The following is an 18,677-nucleotide window of genomic DNA, read 5'->3' on the forward strand; positions in this document are numbered from 1 at the left end:
GGGTCATCTGATGCGTGTTCTCTGCTCGACGACGCCGATGGAGGGCGTGTTCGCGCCCGTTCTTCCGTTGCTTACCGAGCTGGTGCGGGCGGGGCACGAGGTGTTGGTCGCGACCGCGCCGGACCTGGCCGATCGAGTGCGGTCGACCGGGCTGCCGACCGTCGTCGCCGGTCCGGCGGCGCCCGTCGCGGCCGGGCGCGCGGTGGCCGATCCGGTGTTCGCCGAGGGCGGGCAACCGTGGCGGATCGGCGCGGTGATGTTCGCGCGGATCATGGCGCCGGAGAAGCTGCCCGAACTGCACCAGATCGCGGCGGAGTTCCGGCCCGACCTGATCCTGCAACCACCGGTCGATCTCGCTGCGCCGATTGTCGCTGCGGCACTGGGGATTCCGTCGATCACGTACGGCACCGGCCTGCTGCTGGAGCCAGAGCTGATGACGGCGATGGCGGGGTGGGTTGCCCCGCTGTGGGAGGCCAGCGGCTTCGCGCCGGATCCGCACGCCGGGATGTACCGGAACGGTTACCTGGATCCGGTTCCCGCTGCGCTGCAACCGGATCGGGGACCGGCGACCGCGTGCACGCGGCCGATCCGACCGCATGTGCCCGGTGCGCCCGACGACACGCTGCCGGACTGGGCGCGGCGACTCGGCGATCGTCCGGTGGTGTACTTCTCGCTCGGCACCGTGCCGATCTTCAACCAGCCGAGCATGTTCGAGCCGGTGCTCGCGGCGCTGGCCGACCTGGACGTCGATGCGATCGTCACGGTCGGGCGCAGCAATGATCCGGCCGCCTTCGGCCCGCTGCCCGCCAATATCCATATGGCGCAGTGGTTGTCGCTCGGCGCGGTGCTGCCACGGTGTAGCGCGGTGGTCTGTCACGGCGGTGCGGGTACCACGCTGGCCGCGCTCGCGCACGGCCTGCCGCTGCTGCTACTCCCCCGTGGCGCGGATCAATTTCCCACCGCCGCGGCCTGTCGTTCCGTCGGCGCCGCCACGCTGCTCGGGCCGGATGCCAGCACGCCGGATGCGGTCCGAGCCGCGATCGACGAGATTCTCACCGACCCGGCGTTCACCACCGCGGCGCAGCGCCTGAAATCCGATATCGACGAGATGCCGCAGGCGACGGTTGTCGCGAGCGAGCTGATGAGTCCCCCTGTGCCTTCTCCATGATAACGGACCCAGCGCGGAAAGAAATCGGTCGAGAGGAGGATGTTTCCGCAGGTGGGACGTCCTTATTCTTTATGCCTCTATCCGGAGGAACCCTGTGCGGAGGAATCTTGGACATCGTGGGGAACACCGCCACCGCCCGGTCCGGGGTGGCGAGCGATATCAGCCGTTGGGCGTTCGACGTCCGCGGGAGTGCTACCGAGGCGGCGATCGTGTGCCGGGTCCTCGGACCGATCGAGGTCGAGATCGACGGGGCACCGCTCGAGCTGCGTGGCGCGCGGTTGCGGCAGCTGCTTGCCGCATTGTCACTGGCCGCAGGCGCTCCGGTATCCAATGACGCGCTTGCAGAACATCTTTGGGGACACTCGCCGCACGGCGAGTCGGGACCGAATGTCCGCGTTGTCGTGCATCGGCTGCGCGCTGCGCTCGGGCCGCACGCGGGCCGCATCTTCGAGCTCGACCGATGCGGGTATCGGCTCGTGCTCACCCCGGAGCAGACCGATCACGGCCGTTTCGCGGGCCTGGTCGGCACCGGCGTGCAAGCGCTGCTGGCCGGGCGTGCCGCCGAGGCGACGCACACCTTGCAGGCGGGCCTCGATCTGTGGCGCGGCAGACCGTGGGCCGAGCTCGGGGACGCACCCGATGTGCTCGGGGCACGTACGAAGCTGGTGGAGTTGCGCGAGCTGGCGATCGAGGAATTGCAGGCCGCCCGGCTGGCCTGTGGGGACACCGCGGGCGCCGTCGCCGCCTTGAGCGAGGCGGTCATTCGCGCGCCGTATCGCGAACGTCGGTGGGAGCTCCTGGTGGTAGGGCTGTTCCGCAGTGGAAGGCAGGCGGACGCGCTCGCGGCATTACGAAAGGTGCGGGCGCTGCTGATCGAAGAGATCGGCGTCGAGCCCGGTCCGGCACTACGCGCGCTGGAGCAGCGACTGCTCGACCACGATCCGGGGCTCTTCTTGTCGGACAACACGATCGACACTGCCGGCAGCCGAGCTACCGGGCCTGCGCGCGACTTCCTGACCTACCCGGGCGGTCAACGGGCCAGTTGATCAGGACGATCCGGCGGTGGCGCCGGACACCAGCATCGACATCACCCACGCGAAAGCCTGGCCGAGACCGGTCATCCAATCGCCGACGTTGAACGATCCCATGCGTATTTCCTTCTGGTTGTGGGCATTTCACCGCATGCCCGCGTCGGGGCGGACCTCGTCGCCGGTGGCGGTCAGGTCGCACGAGTGATCGTTGCTGAGGTTGCCGCCGGTGGACAGGATGTTGGCGAACACCTTCTTGCAGTTCTGTTCGCCGAGGCCTGCGGTGTTCTGCGCGATGGTGGTGCCGCGCAGGATCAGATGGGCCATGCCGGGATTGAAGACGTCGGTGAACTGATACGGCAGCGTGTCGAGGTAGGCGGGGGCGATATTGATGCCGCCGCCACCCTCGTCGGCGCTGTTGCGGAGCACGCGGCTGTCGATGAGGACCACCTCGCCGACGCCGCGGATGTCGAGTCCGCCACCGCGCCCGGCGAATCCGCCGAACCGGTACCACTTGACGCGCGGGTTGACGACGACGTTGTCGGTGATCTCGGTGCGGGTGAAGGTGCAGGTGTTGTCGCAGCGCACGCCCCCGGCTTCGCCTGCGGCGTTGGCGGTGATGATGCTGTCGGTGGCCTTCATGTCGGCGACCGGGATGTTGAAGATGCCGCCGCCGTAGTCCGCGGCGTTCCCGATGACCGTGACGTGATCGAGGATCAGCTTGCCGGAGTTGGCGATTCCGCCGCCACCGGTTTCGAACAGCGGGATCTCGTGCTGGCTCGCGTTGCCGCCGGTGATCGTCATCCCGGACAGCGCGACGCGCGCCGTGGTCAGCATGACCCGATCGCGGTGCCCCGCGTCGATGATGGTCAACTCCTGGCCTGCGCCCTCGATGGTGGTGTCGGTGTTGACGTCGAGGTCGCCGGTGGCGGCATCGATCAAAGGGCCGTTGGTATTCCAGAAGTTCGGCGGGATGGTCAGCTCGTAGCGGCCCGCTGGCACCCGAATGGTGCTGCCCGGCCGGATATTCGCGGCCTGAACGGCCGCGCGCAGCGTGCACTCGCCTGCGTCGGTGCGACAACGACCATCGAACGGGTTTGCCGCAGGCGCGTCGGCGGTGGTCGTCACGGTGAACACCTCGGGCCCTGCCGAGCCGGTTTGGGCGTCGGCGCGCAGCGGCGACACGCACAGCGCGCCGAGAACAACGGCGCCGATCATCGACATCGTCGAATTCTTCATCTGACCAACCACTCTCGGCGTGACTACTGGGTCTGAGTTCTAACAGACCGGAAACGCGAGCACCGGCGGGTCGGACAGTTCCTTCACTAATGCACAATTTGGCTGGGCATGTCGACAGGCCTACGGATCAGCGCAGCATGGAGCGCGCGGTGGGCGCCAGCAGTAGCTGCTCGGCCGGCGCCGACAGCCGCTTCGTCAGCTCCGGCAGCACCTGCTCGGTCCACGCCGGGTCGGCGGCAAGCCGATCGAGGTGCTCGCCGCGCCGTGCCGCGCTCTCGAAGTGAGCGAAGCAGACGAACACCGTCGCCGTCCGGACCGGCAACGGCGCAAAGGTATTCGGCGACGGATCGGTGACGTAACAACCGATCGGCGCGGCGCCGGTCCGCTCGAACAGCGGTCGGACCGTGCTCTCGAAGAACTCCGCGAATTCCGCTGTCGGCGTGTCGATGTAGTAAATCGTCGCCAGCACTCGCGACTCCGGCAGCTCCGTCGCGTCCACGTCGGGTCGGGTGCCGGACACCACGAACCCCGAGTCCGCCGAGGCCGGTTGCAGCAGCAACGCATTCGTGGTGTCCACCATGGTCGCCCGCGCCGCAGGGGCATGCGTACGCCACACCTCGCCGTCGATGTAGAACGCGGTCAGCGCGTCGCCTCGGGTGGCGAGGTCGGGGAAGGCGCGCATCCACACGAACCGATCCGGATCACCCTCGTCCCTGAACTGCGCGACGATGCGCATGCCGACGGCTTCCTGCGTTTCGACGAGCTCCCGATCGAAGAGCTCGATCATCACGTCGCGGGTGCCGGGGTGCAGCGTGTACTGCCTGAGTTCGACTATCGGCCAAATGTTTTCAGTCATGCGCCTACGGTGCCAGCACCCACCGACAAACCACCGTCCACCACTTCAGTGGATCGGATACGGCGGCGTGCTCTTGCCCATGATCCGGTAGCGGTTCCACAGGTCGCGGTCGCCGACGACCGCGGGCTTTGCGGCCGTTTCGGTCCGGACCACGCATGGCGTGCGTTGCTCGTCCCCGAGCACCTCGGTGAGCGCGGCGTTGGCCTCGACCCGGCCGACCCACCGGTACACGCCGTCCGTCGGCTCGGGATAGCCCCGGAGTTCCACGCGCACCGGCACTTCCACGCCGCGCACGACGAGGGTCGCCGTGCCGTAGTAGTCGGCGCCGTCGTGCGGGCTACCGCCACCTCGCTCGGTCATGGCGTCCTCTTTCCCGCACTGACGAAACCGTGTCTCAGACAATCTTGACAATACTGATCCTTGGTTCCAGACTCAAGGTATCGGTACCAGCGGTACCGGATACACCCTTTCGCGATCGTGCGCCGTGGCGGATCGACACCGGCGACGTGCGTGCGCGACCCGGAAGAGAGCCCGATCACGATGGGAACGCCGAGCCCCGACCCGATCGAATTCCACTCGCCAACGACCACTTCGGGCACACCGGTGCGGCGCAGACGCACCGTCGCCGACCGCGCGCTCAGCGCACGGCGGCTGCTGCTCGACGCCGCCGCCGAGACCTACGACGGCGACCTCGACATCGACTGGTCGGCACCGATCGATCCCGAAAAGCACTGGCTGCCCGACCAGCTCAGCACCATCCACGGCACCTGGCTGTGGCACCGGATGGGCACCGAACAGCGCGCCACCCTCGCCAAACACGAACTCGCGAACCTGCTCACGCTGGCCATCTATGCCGACGCCGCCCGGTCCATGCTGCTGTTCCGCGACATCATCGAGGCCTCCGGCCCGGCCGACGACGAGACGCGCGCCGCGCTCGCGGCCATCCACGCGGACAGCCGCACGATGGCCATGTTCGGCAGGATGGTGCACAAGAGCGGCCTCGCACCATACCGGCGGCCGCTACTCGCCCAGGCGGTTTCGCGGCTGGTGTTGCTGACGCCGAGGAATACCGCGACCTCGGCAGTGACCCTGCTGATCCAGCAGGCCATCCACGACATCGCCGCCGTGATCGCCGACGACCCGCAGGTCCAGCCGCACCTGCGCCAGCTGATGAAGATCCACTGCGTCGGCGCCCGGCGCAACCTGGCCTACGCCCACGATCAACTGCTCGCCGAAATCGACGAGCACGGAACGATATCCAACCGACTTGCCGCCCTGTGGGCGGCGCTCGCCACCGTCGCGCTGTATCCCGCGATCATCGCTGCACGCCCCTATCGCGCGGCCGGGGTCAGCCCCAAGCACGCACTACCCACCGCATACGCGAGCGGCCACTACACCGAGGCCGCCGGCGCAATCACCGAATCCTTTGTACGCCAAGGCATTGCCGCCGGACTGTTCGACGGACCGCTGACCACCACCATTCTCCGGCTGGGTCGCGTCTGGCCCGGTTCCATCCCGAGGAGGCATCGATGACCACACCAGCCAGGCACACGGTCAGCACGGCAGGAATGTCGACAACTCGCGCCAGGAACGTCGGTGACCGGCAGAAGACCGCACAGCGCCTGCTGCGCTCGGCCGCCGATCGCGCCTATGACGGTGAGGTGGACATCAATTGGGATGCCCCGCTCGAGCCGGACAAGCGCTGGATGCTCGACCATCGCCAGACCCTGTACGGAACCTACCTGTGGGACAGGCTGACCGACGAGCAGCGCCGGACCCTCGGCATGCACGAGGCGGTCAGTGCGCTGAGCTTCGGCATCCTCGCCGAGACGGCGCTGTCCACCTTCCTGCTGCGCCAGGTGATCGAATATCAGAACCCCGGCGACGACCACAGTCGCTACGCACTGGCCGAGGTCGGCGAGGAGACCAGGCATTCCACGATGTTCAGCAGGCTGATCAACAAGTCAGGCCTGCCCGCGTACCAGCCGTTCATCCCCAAGGCCGCGTTCAAGGCGGTGCGGCTGGTCGGCCTCGTGCCGATGGGCCCTGCCATCATGGCTGGCCTGCTACTGGTCGAGGAGACGCTGGACCGATTGCAGCGGGAGAACATGGACGACCCGCAGATTCAGCCACATATGCGTCAGCTCAACAAGATTCACGTGCTGGAGGAGGCCAGGCACATCACCTACGCGCGCGAGGAGCTGGTGCGCCAGATCGCCAAGCGCGGCAAGGTGGTCAACGCGGCGCATCGACTCGCGTTCGCGGTCATGGTGTTCGGTATCCAGCCCGCCGTGGTGACCCCGCGGGTTTACCGATCGGTCGGCATCCATCCGCTCCATGGTCTTGCCGTCGTACTGCTGAACCCGAACTACCGGGACAACGCCAAGTTCGCCGGAGAGGTGTTGCTGCGCTACGCCTATGAGGTCGGCATGGTCCGCGGCGCCGTAAGCACCCGCATCCTGCGGCTGGCCAGGGCACTGCCCGACGACGTCATCGCCGAACTGTCTCGGACGGCTTGATCATGACCGAGCCGGACACCGCCGCGACGCTGCCTGCCGCGACGGCGAACACCCACGTGCACGAGCTGCAGATCGTCGAGGTGATCCGCGAGACGACCGAGGCCGTCTCGCTGGTCTTCGAGGTGCCCGACCTGCTCGTCCCCCGATTCCGCCATCGCCCTGGGCAATTCCTCACGTTGCGCATCCCGAGCGACCGGACCGGCTCGGTGGCCCGCTGCTATTCGCTGTCGAGCTCACCGCATCTGGACGACGACCTGATCATCACGGTCAAGCGCACCGAGGGCGGCTATGCCTCGAACTGGTTGTGCGACAACGCCGTTCCCGGCCTGCGACTGACCACCCTGTCGCCGTCCGGCGTCTTCACGCCGAAATCGCTCGACGCCGACCTGCTCATGATCGCCGCGGGCAGCGGCATCACCCCGGTCATGTCGATCATCAAGTCCGCCTTGATCGCGGGCACCGGCGCCGTCTACCTGTTCTATGCCAACCGCGACGCGTCCTCCGTCATCTTCGGCACCGAACTCGCGGACATGATGGCCGAGTACCCGGACCGGCTCATCGTCGACCACTGGCTGGAGTCGACCATGGGCCTGCCCACCGCCGAGGCAATGACCGAACGGCTCTGGCCCTACACCGGATTCGATGCGTTCCTCTGCGGCCCAACAGCATTCATGCACATGGCACGGTCGGCCATGATCGCGGCAGGCATGGCCGAACGCCACGTGCACACCGAGATCTACCAATCACTGACCGGCGATCCGTTCGCCGACATCGTGATCGCCAGGGACGACTCCGAAACCCCCGCTACCGCAACGGTGGATCTCGACGGCCGCCGCCTGGAGCTGCGGTGGCCGCGGCACACCCCACTGCTCGATGTGCTGCTTGCCGGTGGCCACGACGCCCCCTATTCCTGCCGTGAGGGGGCGTGCAGCGCCTGCGCCTGCAGCGTCCGATCGGGCGAAGTCCGCATGCTGCGCAACGACACCCTGGTCGAGGCCGATCTCGCCCTCGGACTCACCCTGGCCTGCCAGGCGGTGCCGCTCACCGACCACGTCGACATCGCCTTCGACCAGTAGGAATCGACCATGTCCGACCCCGCCGACGACCACGACTATCAGGGCCAGGCGGTCATCACCGTCGACGGCACCGAGATCCCGGTCGAGCTCACGCTGCGTGGCCATTTCCAGGGCATCGACGGAATCTATCGCTGGTACGGGCGAATTCAGCCGAACCTGGAGCTCGCGGCCGCCGTGGGCGACGCCGCGATCGCGGAGGTCACGACCTCTTTCGGCAGCGCGCCCGCTGCCATCGGCGAGCTCGACTTCTGGGGCCGCTACCGGGTGTCCGGACACAGCACGCCACCGTTCTTCGTGCCGAACAGCTTGGCGGAGATCGAGGACGCACGCTCAGCGCAGTGAACTCCCTTGCGGCCGAACCGCTTCGGAGCTCAGCGCGGCCCGGTGCCGCACGACGTGCTCGCGGAACGACCGGGCGACCCGGCCGGTCACGTCGGGCACCACGGTGGTGACCCGGTCTTCGGCGCCGTGCCGGATGCCGTCGTCGAGATCGGCGAGCATCGCGGCGAACTCGGCGGGCACGCCGGATTCGTTGACCAGCGCAGCGAATTCGATGCGGCCGACACTGCGATGCCGTACCGCGCGGCCGGTGACCTCGGCGATGACGGCCGCGGCCGCCGAGTAGCTCAACGCCTCGGGTCCGGTGAGCACGTGCTCGGTGTTGTGCGGCACCGGATCCAGCAGGGCACGCACCGCGACGGCGGCGATGTCGTCCGCGTCGACGAAGGCGACCCGGCCGGATCCGGTCGCGGTGACGATCTCCCCCGCCTCCCGAATACCGGCCGCCACCGGATGAGCGCCGGTGAAGTTCTGCATGAACCAAGACGGCCGCAGCACAGCCCATTCCGGCACCGCCCCGCGCACGAGCCCATACAGCTCGCCGACCCCCGGCGTCTCGGCAGTGATCGCAGACGAACCGAGCAGCACCACTCGACGTACACCGGCACGCACTGCCGCAGCCAGGAATGGCGCCACGAGCGGAGCCGGATCGATCGCCCCGATCGGCGGGACCAGATAACAACCATCCACACCTGTCAGCGCGGCCGCATGCGTGTCCGGCTCGGTCCAGTCGAACCGAATCTGCCCGAAGCCCTGTGGCTTTCGGCTGGCGACACGCACCTCGGCGCCTTCGGCGCGCAACTGGGTCGCCACTCGACTGCCCGTCGTCCCGGTGCCGCCGGTGACCAGGATGTTCATCCGCGCACCACCGACGAGCCGAAGTCAGCCAGCCCATCGGCACCGCCGAGCGCCTCGGCCGCGGCAAGCGGGCTCCAATAGTCGCGATAGTGCGCGATCTCGCCGTCGCGCACGGTGATCACCGCGATGTAGCGCATCCGATACGGCCGCCCGGTCCGCACCGCGACGCCGTCCACCGAGAACTCGACGACAACGATGTCCGGATCGGCGGTGACGTGCACCGTCGGCGGATCGATCGCCTGGATATCGGCCATCTCGGGATAGCCACGCATGTAGTCGGCGACAGCGGCGCGCCCGATCACTTCAGTCGGATAGCCGGGCGGCGCGAACGGGAACTCGATGCTCCCCTGTTCTGCCCACAACCCAGCGAAGCCTGCCATGTCCTTGGCCAGCAGGAGCCGGAGTGCCTCGTGGACCACGTCACTCGGGGTCCTTACCGATTCGGGCATGAGCCCTCCCATTCCATTTGGACGATACGGTACCGTCCCGTTCAAAGATAGACGGGACGGCACCGTCCCGTCCACCCGTATACTTCGGCCCATGGTCGAGAAGCCTCGCCGCGCACCCACCGGCGCCGCGGTCCTGCAACCACGCATCACCGCCGCCGTCGCCGAGGCAGTCATGGACGAGCTCGCCGAGCACGGGTACGTCCGGCTGTCGATGGAGGCGATTGCCAAACGGGCCGGCGTCGGCAAGAGCGCGCTGTACCGGCGCTGGCCGTCCAAGCAGGACATGGTGATCGCGGTGCTGTCCGAGTTCAGCGTCGAACTCGCCGACGTCGAGGACACCGGCACACTGCGCACCGACCTCATGGCGACGTTGCAGGCAACGCACGCCTGGTTCACCCACCCGAGAATGTCCACGATCCTGCCGGATCTCACGGCCGAGGCTGGCCGCAATCCGGTACTGGCAGAAGCGGTCCGGGCCACCATCGGCGCACCACGGCGCGCGCTCGGCACCCGAATGCTGCACCGTGCCATCGAGCGCGGCGAGCTCCCCGGCGACACCGATATCGAGCTGGCGCTGGATCTGCTTGCCGCACCGATGTTCTGGCGTTTGAACGTCAGGCACGCCGCGGCCGAACCCGGCTATCTGGACCGCCTGGCCGATCATCTGCTGCGCGCGCTGGCCGCCCGCTGAGTCCGGCTACCGCTGGCGAAACCTGGTGCCCGTCGCCTTGTTTCGGTACATCGCGGTGTCGGCGGCATGCATGAGCTGATCCGGCGCGGTCGGGACCTCGTCGAGGAAGACCGTTCCGATGCTGGCCGCCACGCTCACCAGGTGATGCTCGACCTCCATCGGCTCGGTGAGCGCCCGGGCCAACCACTCGGAGATCTCGGTCAATTTGCCTGCGCACGGGCACTTTTCGACTAGCACGATGAACTCGTCACCACCGAGACGCGCGACCAGCCCGTCGACCGTCTCGACTGCGGACTGCAGCCGCTGGCCGACCACGCGCAGCACCCGGTCGCCGACCGTGTGCCCCCACACGTCGTTGATCTCCTTGAAACCGTCGAGATCGAGGTAGCACACGCCGATCGGCGGAACCGCGTTCGCCAGCCGATCGAAGAACAGGCCGCGATTGGGCAGGCCGGTGAGGCTGTCGTGATTGGCGTCGTGCCACAGCCGGTCGGCCAGCTGCTTGCGCTCGGTCACGTCGACGGCGACCCCGATCAGGAACGCGATCTGCCCGGCGCTGTCACGCACCGACGACATCGAGAGGTCGATCGTGGTGGTGGTGCCGTCCGGGCGCAGATGCTCGGTCTCCATCCGGAAGCGATCGGACTCGCCGGCCAGCATCCGCTGCAACTCCTCGAACGCGTACCCGATATTCGCCTCGCCGATCAGCTCGGCCACCGACCGGCCCGGCATGACTTCGACTGGCAGACCAAGCATTTCGGCCATCGCCGCGTTCGCGTCGAGCACATTGCCCGCCACGTCGATGGTGCCGATGCCCACCGACGCGCCCGCGAAGACCGCCGCGAACCTGGCCTCCGACAGCTGGCGCCTGGCCTCGGCCTCTTGCGCCGCCGCCAACGAAGCAACCAGCGTCGCTTCCTGTTCGGCCAGCGCCGCCATCCGCAATGCGGCGGTGAAGCCTGCCGCGAACTCGGCCGCGGCGAGCACCGCACGATCGCGGATGCGCTCGTATTCCTGGCCTTCCCTGGTCGGACAGAGTTCGTCGACCAGGTCTCGGCAGATCACCACCACCGAACGGCTGACCGCCACCGCGTCCCGATAGTTGGCCGCCACCAGCACGGTGGCGGCGTCGCGGGCCACCGCGAGATCGGTGCTGCCGCGCACCACGTTCATCAGCGCTGCGCCGAGGTCGGCGAGCATGGCCTCGATCTGGGTCCGCGTGAGGGTGGGGGCCACCGCGCCGTCGAGCGCGTCGGCCCACCGCATCGCTAGCTCATGCGACCCCACTCAGGGACCCCCTGCTGGCTCGTGTTCGCGCTTCAGACCTTTCGGCCGACCCCGGCCAGACCGAGCGAACGGCCCGGTGCCTCGTGCAGATCCCGCTCGGACTCCGGGCGCCAGACCGGCAACTCGACTACGCCGGGCTCGACCAGCTCCCATCCATCGAACATAGCGACGATTCCGTCGCGATTACGGAAATGGATGCCAATTCGATCCTGTTTGGTCGCATTATCACCCAATTTATTCGCATCTTCCGGACGCATTTCCGATGTCAGGTGCGAGATGGCGACATAGCTGCCCGGTTGCACGGCGGCGCGCAGATCGGCCACCTTCGCGACGGGCTCGTCGCTGTCGGCGAGCAGGTGCAGCACCGCGACGAGCAAGAGACCAACCGGTTGATCGAAGTCGATCAGTCCGGTCGCGGCTGCCTTCGCCCGAAGTTCAGCGGGCTTGCGCAGATCGGCCTCGATAGCGCCGGCCTTGGTGTTGCCCTGCAGGATCGCCCGCGAATGCGCCACCGCCACCGGATCGATGTCGGCGTACAGCACCCGGATCTCCGGATCGATGGCCTGGACCACCTCGTGCACGTTTCCTGCCGTCGGAATCCCCGACCCGATATCGAGGAACTGGCGGATACCGGACTCGGCGAGGAAGCGCACCGCCCTGCGCAGGAACGCCCGGTTACTCAGCGCCAACCGGGGCAGATCGGGCACCAGCATCTTGCCCATTTCCGCTGCCTTGCGGTCGATCTCGAAATTGTGCGAGCCACCGAGCAACGCGTCGTACATCCGCGCCGGGCTCGCCTGCTCGGTATCCACGCCTTCGGGCGCCCACGCCGGCCTCTCCATCACAACCCCTTATTGCTCACGCTCGAACTACCGCAGACCGGCCAAGCACCCCGGTGTGGTGTGTTCGATCACCCGAACGGTGCTGAGCGCATAGTAGTCGGGTTAGGTGATCAGCGGGAAGCTCACCGCCGACGAGGGTTGGCCCACACGCGGTTTCACGTGCGGTAGGTCACTCGAGTCCGGCGGAGATCCTGGCCAGCGTCTGCAGCGGATCGGTCAGCACGTCGGCGAAGGCCAGCTCGGCCGCGCCGATCAAGGTCGCGTCGCCGCCGAGGGTCGAGGTGCGCAGCCGGACCCGCTCGCGGACCGCCTGCAGGCCGTCGACCGCGACCCTGCTGCGCACCTGCGCCGCCGAGGCCAGGTAGATGTCGCGCAGCACACCGCCGAAGACGACCATCGACGGGTTGAAGATGTTGACCAGGTTGGCGACGCCGTAACCGAGCCAATCGCCGACATTGTGCAGCGCGTCCCGCGCGGTGGCGTCGCCGCGCGCGGCGGCCTCGACGATGGCTTCCACCGCGGCCCGGCCTGCCCGGTCGGTGCGGCCTGCCGCGGCGATCAGGCCGAGCTCGCCCGCCTCGGCTTCCAGACACCCGCGCGATCCGCACGCGCACGGTCGGCCGTCCCGGTTGACGATCATGTGGCCGACCTCGCCCGCGTAGCCGCCCTCGCCGCCGAGCAGCTGGCCGCCCATGATGATGCCGCCGCCGATGCCGACGTCGCCGTGCAGGTAGATCAGGTCGGACAGGCCGACGCCGACACCGCGTTCGCGTTCGGCGAGCGCACCGAGGTTGGCGTTGTTGCCGACCGCGACCCGCAAGCCGAGGTCGAGTTCCCGAGTCAGGCTGGCGCCGAACGGCACATCGACCCAGCCGATATTGGGCCCGTAGCGGACGACGCCGTCCTCCTCGCGCACCATCCCGCAGAAGGCGACGCCGACACCGACGCACACGGCATCGGCGGCCTTGCCGATCATCCCGCGCGCCATCGAGGCCAGCGCGCTTATCACGTCCTCGGGATCGAAAGTGCCCATGGGCCTTGCGGTTTCGATCTGATCGAGGACAAGGCCGCCGAGCCCGACCCTGGCCGCAGCGAGCCGGTCGGCGCCGACGTCGAGCGCGACGACGTAGACGCGCTCCGACTCGGCCCGCACCACCAGCGACGGACGGCCCGCCTTGCCGGTCTGACCAGGCAGCTCCTCGCGCACCAGGCCGGCAGCGGCCAGGTCAGCGGTCAAGGCCAGAATGGTGCTGCGGTTCAGCCCCATTCGCTCGGCGAGCGTGGCGCGCGAGGCCGCGCCGTCCCGATGCACATGCCGGAGCAGCGCGGCCAGGTTCCGCTTGCGAATCTCCTCGGGCGAGGGAGCAGCGCGCACGGTCACCTGCCTCTCCAGATCTCTGGCCTCGCTGACGTCGGGCTCCTTCGAAGTCGCTGATCCTCCGCTGTCTTATCCGCTCAGTCGCGTGCGTTTGCGCGACAAGGCGTCCACGCCGGCCGCCAAGAGCAGCACAAATCCTGTCACAACGAATTTCGTGCCCGCGCTGTAGCCCATCAAGCCCATGCCGTTGTCGATCACCGCGACCACCGCGGCGCCGAGCACCGCGTCGAGCATGCGGCCGCGCCCGCCGAACAGGCTGGTGCCGCCGATGACTGCCGCGCCGACCGCGAGCAGCAGCACGCTGCTGCCGCCGGTGTTGGGGTCGACGGAGTTGGCGCGCGAGGCCGCGATCAGGCCACCCACCGCCGCCATCGTCGAACACAGCACGAACGCGGTGATTTTCACCCGATCCACCGCGATGCCGGCGCGACGGGCCGCCTCGGCATTGCCGCCGACGGCGTAGATGTGCCTGCCGAAGGAGGTGCGGTTGAGCACAAAGGTCCACAGCAGCAACAGGATCGCGATCAGCGGCACCACGATCGGCATGCCCTTGAGCGAGTGCAGGTCCGGGTTGCGGCTGCGTTCACCGTTGAGCACGAGCACGGCGATGCCGAGCACCACCGCGACCGCGGCGATCCGCAGCGCGATCACCGGCGCCGTCTCCCCGGTGAGCCCGAGTTTGGTGCGGGCCCGCAGTTTTCGGTATTGCACGAACGCGAACCCGGCGATGAGCACCGCGTACAGCACCCAGCCGAGCATGGGCGGCACGTTCTTGTTCGCGATGGCGAGGATGGTGTCGTCGCGAATCGAGATGTTGCGGCCGTTGTCCATGATCTTCAACGCGACACCTTGCAGCGCAAGGAAAGCCGCGAGCGTCACCACGAACGACGGAATACCGACCTTCACCACGATGGTGCCGATCGTCAACCCGATCAGTACGCCGGTGAGCAGCGAAACCAGCACCGCCGCATACCAGGGCCAGCCGCGGTCGGTGAGCAGCACCGCGAGCACCGCGGCACAGACGCCGCTGGTGAAGCCAGCCGACAGGTCGATCTCGCCGAGCAGCAGCACGAAGATCAGGCCCATCGCGATCACCGCGATCGCCGCGCCCTGCGTGAACAGGTTCGCGAAGTTGGCCTCGGACATGAAGACCGGGCGGGCAATCCAGAAGACAACGGACAGCAGGACCAGCGCGAGCACCGAAGGCAGCGCGCCCATGTCCCCGCTGCGCACGCGGCCCACGTAACTGTGCACCATCTCGGAAACTGGTGCAGTGTCGGGTTTTTCGGTCAAGGTGGCGCTCATCCTTTGGCTCCGTTCGCGTCCAGGCCCAGTGCGCCGCTGCGACCTGCCGTAATCAACTCGACGACCTGCCCGTGGGTCACGTCGGAGGTGCGTACCTGCGCCGCCATCCGGCCCAGATACAGTGCCGCGATCCGATCCGAGACCGCGAAGACGTCATTCATGTTGTGCGAGATCAGGACCACCGCGAGGCCGCGGTCGGCCAGCCTGCGCACCAGCTCCAGCACCTGCTGGGTCTGGGCGACGCCGAGCGCGGCGGTCGGCTCGTCCAGGATCACCACCTTGCTGTTCCACAGCACGGCTTTCGCGATCGCCACCGTCTGGCGCTGGCCGCCGGACAGGCTGGACACCTGCTGCCGGACGCTCTTGACCGTGCGAACGGACAAGCTGGCCAAGGTCTTTCCGGCCAACTCCTCCATCGCGTACTCGTCGAGCACGATCCCGGTCTTCTTCTCGCGGCCGAGGAACATGTTCTGGACGATGTCGAGGTTGTCGCAGAGCGCGAGATCCTGGTAGACGATCTCGATGCCGAGCGCCGCCGCATCGCGCGGGCTGTGCACCTGAACGGGCGTGCCCTCGAACAGGAACTCGCCCGCATCGATGGGGTGGGTGCCGCCGATGCATTTGACCAGCGTGGACTTTCCGGCGCCGTTGTCGCCGACCAATGCCGTCACCTCACCGGCATAGGCGGCGAAGGCGACGTCGTGCAGGACATGGACCGGCCCGAAACTCTTTTCCAGGCCGCGTAATTCGACTACCGGCGTATCACTACGCGATGCTTCACTCATTTGCTGCTCCTGAGAAGGCACCCCCTTCCGCCGTCCCCTCATCGAGTCGGCGGAAGGGGTTTGGGCGATCAGATGCCGTTGGACGCGCAGAGTGCGGCGATCTCACCGGTGCACAGCTCGGCCTTGGTGACATAGCCGTCCGCGACAACGTCTTTCACGTTCGCCGCGTAGATCGGCTTGGGCTCCAACAGCACCGAAGGCACGTCGGTCTTGCCCTCGGGGTCGCGCACGGTGCCGTTCGCCTGGCCCTGCTGGCCCTTGGTCAGCGCGATGGCCAGCTCCGCAGCGGCCTGCGCTTCCTTCTTGATCGCCTTGTACACGGTCAGGCACTGGTCGCCCTTGAGCACGTTCTGCAGACCCTGCACCGTGGCGTCCTGGCCGCTCACCGGGACCTGCCCGTTGAGCTTCTGCTTCTTCAGCACCGCGATCGCGGCATTGGCGAGGCCGTCGTTCGCGGCGACAACGCCGCCGATGTTCGGCTGGCTGGTGAGCATCTGCTCGAAGATGGTGCCCGCCTGGGTGTTATCCCATTCCGGCACGGCCTGATCCGGGCCCTTCGTGTACTGACCCGCGTCGAACTTCGGCTTGAGCACTCCGTCGTAGCCGGTCTTCAGCAGGGTGGCGTTGTTGTCCGTCGGCCCGCCATTGAGGTAGGCGACAACAGGATTGGCCGCGTTCTTGTCGGTCAGGCATTTCGCGACGCCCTCGCCGAGCAGGCTGCCGACCTTCACGTTGTCGAAGGACACGTAGAACTGGGCGCCGCCGCCGAGCGTCAGGCGGTCGTAGTCGATCACCGTGACGCCTTGGGACTTCGCCTTCTGGATCACCGCCTTGCCGGTGCCGCTGTCCAGGTTGGTCATCAGCAGCACCGAGGCGCCGTTGGTCATCATCTGATCCGCGATGGTCTGGAAGGCGTTCTTGTCGCCCTGCGCGTTCTGGATGTCGGCCTTGACCCCGGCACCGTCGAACGCCTCCTGCAGGTACTTCCGGTCCGCCGTCTCCCAGCGTGCGGAGGTCTTGCTGTCCGGCAAGATCACCCCGATCTTGGCCCCACCACCCCCTGAACCCTTCGAGTCGTCACCACAAGCAGTCAACGAACCGAGCAACGCGATCGAGACGGCCGCGATGCCGAGAATGCCCTTACGCATGAGGGGGCCTTTCGTGGAACCACCGCCCCGGGAGTGCCCCGGGCGGTCGAGGTCGAGCGAATGTTGTTCGCTGCAACATATTCGACTGTGACTCAGCGCACAACCTGTTCGGGCGACCAATTTGTTGTTCCAGATAACAATCAGGACACGCGCCGACCGACTCACCGCCCAAACGCGCCCGTTCTAACGATCGATGACCAGTGCCGCAGCCAGCTCCCGCGCCTCCTTCAGCCAGGTCTCGCGCTGGTCGGCGGTCGAATTCGTGACCATTCGGAACACCTTGCGGCGAATGTCCTCGACGCCGACGTAGGGCAGCACGCAGGCCGCCCAGATCTGCGCGAGCGGATCGCCGAACACGTCGCGTTCCCGCTCTACGGTCGTGTCGGACGTGTTGAGCACCAGAGCCCGCCGCACCCGGAGCAGTCCGGCAGGTTCGCCAGAGGCTTCGTCCAGCTTGTAGGCGACGGCCGGAGTGAGCACCCGCTGCACCCAACCGACCAGGATCGCCGGCGGCATTCCCCACCAGTTCGGATGCACGAATGCCGACGCGTGCACCGAGATGTGCTGGAAGCAGCGTGATTCAGGCGTCGCGGGAATCAGGCATAGCAAGAATTTGAGGGGCACGGGTTTGTGAACAAGGCTATTCGTGGAGGTGCGGGGTGTTTTAGATTCGCCGCGGGGACCAGCAGCACGGGAGGAGTCCCCGGAGGAAAGGATCGACCGTTGTCCAGACTCAGTCGGCTCATCGCCGCCGCAGCCACCGTAATCGCAAGTCTTGCTATTCCTTTCGCGGTCGAGGCACCCGCCGACGCCGCAGCGGGCACCGTCCGCTGGGAGACCAGGGTCAGCGATCGCATCCTCGACATCGGCGTCTCGTCGACCAACCTCGAAGGGCCGGACTGGTCCGTCAAGGTCGTCCGGCTCCTGCTGCCACCCGGCTGGACCAAGGAGACCTCGCAATCCTGGCCGACCGTCTGGGTACTGCACGGCGGCTTCGACGACCACAAGTCGTGGACCGACAAAGGCAACCTCGAGGCGCTCACCGCAGGTAAGAACGCGATCTTCGTGCTGCCCGAAACCAGCTGGTGCAGCGCCTATTCCAACTGGTACAACGGCGGCAGCTACGGACCACCCGCCTGGGAGAAGTACCTGCTCGACGACGTCCGCGGCCTGCTGGAAGCCCGCTATCACGCCAACGGCACCCGCGCCATCGCAGGCAATTCCATGGGCGGCCTCGGCGCCATGAAATTCGCTGCCGCCCACCAGGGTTGGTTCAACTCCGCCGCCTCGTTCAGCGGCAACGTCGACCCGCTGCACGCCTCCGGCGCACCCGGCGACCCCGACAAGCCAGGCCAGGGTTGCGCCGCCGAATGGGAAAGGGTGTGGGGCGACTACCGAAACGCCGAGGAACGCAAGATCTGGGTCGCCAACAACCCCTACAGCCAAGCCGGAAAACTCACCGGCATCCCCCTGTTCGTCTCCTACGGCAAATCAGGGGCCGTCGAATCCAAAGTCTACGAACAGAACTACCGCTTCGTCGACGAACTGCAACGCCTCGGCGCGCAGGTCGACGAGCGCTACGTAGCCACCCAAGGTCACGACTGGACCGCCTGGAAGGCGCAAATGCAGAACGCCCTTCCGATGCTGCTCTCCTCAGTCGGCGCCTGAACACCACCCACCATCGAGACCCACAAGCCCTGCTCACTATT

At 67.3% G+C, this 18,677-nt stretch carries 20 protein-coding genes; 8 read left to right on the forward strand and 12 right to left on the reverse strand.

Translation table 11 applies throughout. From position 1 onward, the window contains the following. Positions 1-10: 10 nt before the first annotated feature. Positions 11-1,168, forward strand: a complete 1,158-nt coding sequence (locus NA11_RS38420; RefSeq protein ID WP_141718083.1) for a glycosyltransferase — start codon at positions 11-13, stop codon at positions 1,166-1,168. A 116-nt stretch (positions 1,169-1,284) separates the two neighbouring features. Then, positions 1,285-2,214 carry an AfsR/SARP family transcriptional regulator gene (locus NA11_RS38425; RefSeq protein ID WP_245746518.1) on the forward strand — a complete coding sequence of 310 codons (930 nt, stop codon included), beginning with the start codon at positions 1,285-1,287 and terminating at the stop codon, positions 2,212-2,214. A 129-nt stretch (positions 2,215-2,343) separates the two neighbouring features. Here the strand turns inward: NA11_RS38425 and NA11_RS38430 are convergent, their stop codons facing one another. The 3 genes from NA11_RS38430 to NA11_RS38440 all read right to left on the reverse strand — a co-directional run bounded on the left by NA11_RS38430 (position 2,344) and on the right by NA11_RS38440 (position 4,651). After that, positions 2,344-3,435 carry a CSLREA domain-containing protein gene (locus NA11_RS38430; protein WP_084655444.1) on the reverse strand — a complete coding sequence of 364 codons (1,092 nt, stop codon included), beginning with the start codon at positions 3,433-3,435 and terminating at the stop codon, positions 2,344-2,346. Positions 3,436-3,562: 127 nt separating this feature from the next. Continuing rightward, positions 3,563-4,291, reverse strand: coding sequence for an NIPSNAP family protein (locus NA11_RS38435; RefSeq protein ID WP_069167015.1), 729 nt, complete (start codon positions 4,289-4,291; stop codon positions 3,563-3,565). Between the two features lie 45 nt (positions 4,292-4,336). Further along, positions 4,337-4,651, reverse strand: a complete 315-nt coding sequence (locus tag NA11_RS38440; protein WP_069167016.1) for a DUF4873 domain-containing protein — start codon at positions 4,649-4,651, stop codon at positions 4,337-4,339. A 150-nt stretch (positions 4,652-4,801) separates the two neighbouring features. Here NA11_RS38440 and NA11_RS38445 point away from each other — a divergent pair, with 150 nt between their 5' ends. Genes NA11_RS38445 through NA11_RS38460 form a run of 4 tightly spaced genes read left to right on the forward strand, consistent with a single transcriptional unit; the run spans position 4,802 to position 8,228 of the window. Continuing rightward, positions 4,802-5,824 carry a diiron oxygenase gene (locus tag NA11_RS38445; RefSeq protein WP_084655445.1) on the forward strand — a complete coding sequence of 341 codons (1,023 nt, stop codon included), beginning with the start codon at positions 4,802-4,804 and terminating at the stop codon, positions 5,822-5,824. Further along, positions 5,821-6,810, forward strand: coding sequence for an AurF N-oxygenase family protein (locus NA11_RS38450; RefSeq protein WP_069167017.1), 990 nt, complete (start codon positions 5,821-5,823; stop codon positions 6,808-6,810). Before NA11_RS38445 ends, NA11_RS38450 begins: the two co-directional genes overlap by 4 nt. 2 nt (positions 6,811-6,812) lie before the next feature. Next, positions 6,813-7,886: a ferredoxin--NADP reductase gene (locus tag NA11_RS38455; RefSeq protein ID WP_069167018.1), complete on the forward strand. Its 1,074-nt coding sequence runs from the start codon at positions 6,813-6,815 to the stop codon at positions 7,884-7,886. 9 nt (positions 7,887-7,895) lie between these two features. Beyond that, on the forward strand, positions 7,896-8,228 hold the full coding sequence (locus NA11_RS38460) for a DUF4873 domain-containing protein (RefSeq protein WP_069167019.1): 333 nt from the start codon (positions 7,896-7,898) through the stop codon (positions 8,226-8,228). Here NA11_RS38460 and NA11_RS38465 read toward each other — a convergent pair. Next, on the reverse strand, positions 8,217-9,083 hold the full coding sequence (locus NA11_RS38465; protein ID WP_069167020.1) for an NAD(P)H-binding protein: 867 nt from the start codon (positions 9,081-9,083) through the stop codon (positions 8,217-8,219). The two genes, NA11_RS38460 and NA11_RS38465, sit on opposite strands and share 12 nt — an antisense overlap. Next, the gene (locus NA11_RS38470) at positions 9,080-9,532 is read right to left on the reverse strand and encodes a nuclear transport factor 2 family protein (RefSeq protein ID WP_069167021.1); all 453 of its coding nucleotides are present in this window, start codon (positions 9,530-9,532) and stop codon (positions 9,080-9,082) included. Before NA11_RS38470 ends, NA11_RS38465 begins: the two co-directional genes overlap by 4 nt. A 91-nt stretch (positions 9,533-9,623) precedes the next feature. Here NA11_RS38470 and NA11_RS38475 point away from each other — a divergent pair, with 91 nt between their 5' ends. Then, positions 9,624-10,223: a TetR/AcrR family transcriptional regulator gene (locus NA11_RS38475; RefSeq protein ID WP_069167022.1), complete on the forward strand. Its 600-nt coding sequence runs from the start codon at positions 9,624-9,626 to the stop codon at positions 10,221-10,223. Between the two features lie 6 nt (positions 10,224-10,229). Here NA11_RS38475 and NA11_RS38480 read toward each other — a convergent pair whose 3' ends face one another. The 7 genes from NA11_RS38480 to NA11_RS38510 form a co-directional block, all read right to left on the reverse strand. Further along, positions 10,230-11,489 (reverse strand): sensor domain-containing diguanylate cyclase, encoded by a 1,260-nt coding sequence (locus tag NA11_RS38480; protein WP_084655446.1) that lies wholly within the window; start codon positions 11,487-11,489, stop codon positions 10,230-10,232. A gap of 53 nt (positions 11,490-11,542) precedes the next feature. Then, positions 11,543-12,352 carry an SAM-dependent methyltransferase gene (locus NA11_RS38485; RefSeq protein WP_069167024.1) on the reverse strand — a complete coding sequence of 270 codons (810 nt, stop codon included), beginning with the start codon at positions 12,350-12,352 and terminating at the stop codon, positions 11,543-11,545. Positions 12,353-12,521: 169 nt separating this feature from the next. Beyond that, the gene (locus NA11_RS38490) at positions 12,522-13,733 is read right to left on the reverse strand and encodes an ROK family protein (RefSeq protein WP_084655447.1); all 1,212 of its coding nucleotides are present in this window, start codon (positions 13,731-13,733) and stop codon (positions 12,522-12,524) included. A gap of 66 nt (positions 13,734-13,799) precedes the next feature. Then, the gene (locus NA11_RS38495; protein ID WP_069167025.1) at positions 13,800-15,035 is read right to left on the reverse strand and encodes a sugar ABC transporter permease; all 1,236 of its coding nucleotides are present in this window, start codon (positions 15,033-15,035) and stop codon (positions 13,800-13,802) included. Further along, the gene (locus NA11_RS38500) at positions 15,032-15,820 is read right to left on the reverse strand and encodes an ATP-binding cassette domain-containing protein (RefSeq protein ID WP_069167033.1); all 789 of its coding nucleotides are present in this window, start codon (positions 15,818-15,820) and stop codon (positions 15,032-15,034) included. Before NA11_RS38500 ends, NA11_RS38495 begins: the two co-directional genes overlap by 4 nt. Positions 15,821-15,888: 68 nt before the next feature. After that, positions 15,889-16,968, reverse strand: coding sequence for a sugar ABC transporter substrate-binding protein (locus tag NA11_RS38505; RefSeq protein ID WP_069167026.1), 1,080 nt, complete (start codon positions 16,966-16,968; stop codon positions 15,889-15,891). A gap of 183 nt (positions 16,969-17,151) precedes the next feature. Continuing rightward, complete coding sequence (locus tag NA11_RS38510) at positions 17,152-17,592, reverse strand: NAD(P)H-dependent oxidoreductase (RefSeq protein ID WP_245746517.1); 441 nt, start codon at positions 17,590-17,592, stop codon at positions 17,152-17,154. A 99-nt stretch (positions 17,593-17,691) separates the two neighbouring features. Here NA11_RS38510 and NA11_RS38515 point away from each other — a divergent pair, with 99 nt between their 5' ends. Further along, positions 17,692-18,636 (forward strand): alpha/beta hydrolase, encoded by a 945-nt coding sequence (locus NA11_RS38515; RefSeq protein WP_069167027.1) that lies wholly within the window; start codon positions 17,692-17,694, stop codon positions 18,634-18,636. The last annotated feature ends 41 nt before the right edge of the window (positions 18,637-18,677 follow it).

Source organism: Nocardia altamirensis NBRC 108246 (assembly GCF_001612685.1).
Lineage (GTDB): Bacteria > Actinomycetota > Actinomycetes > Mycobacteriales > Mycobacteriaceae > Nocardia > Nocardia altamirensis.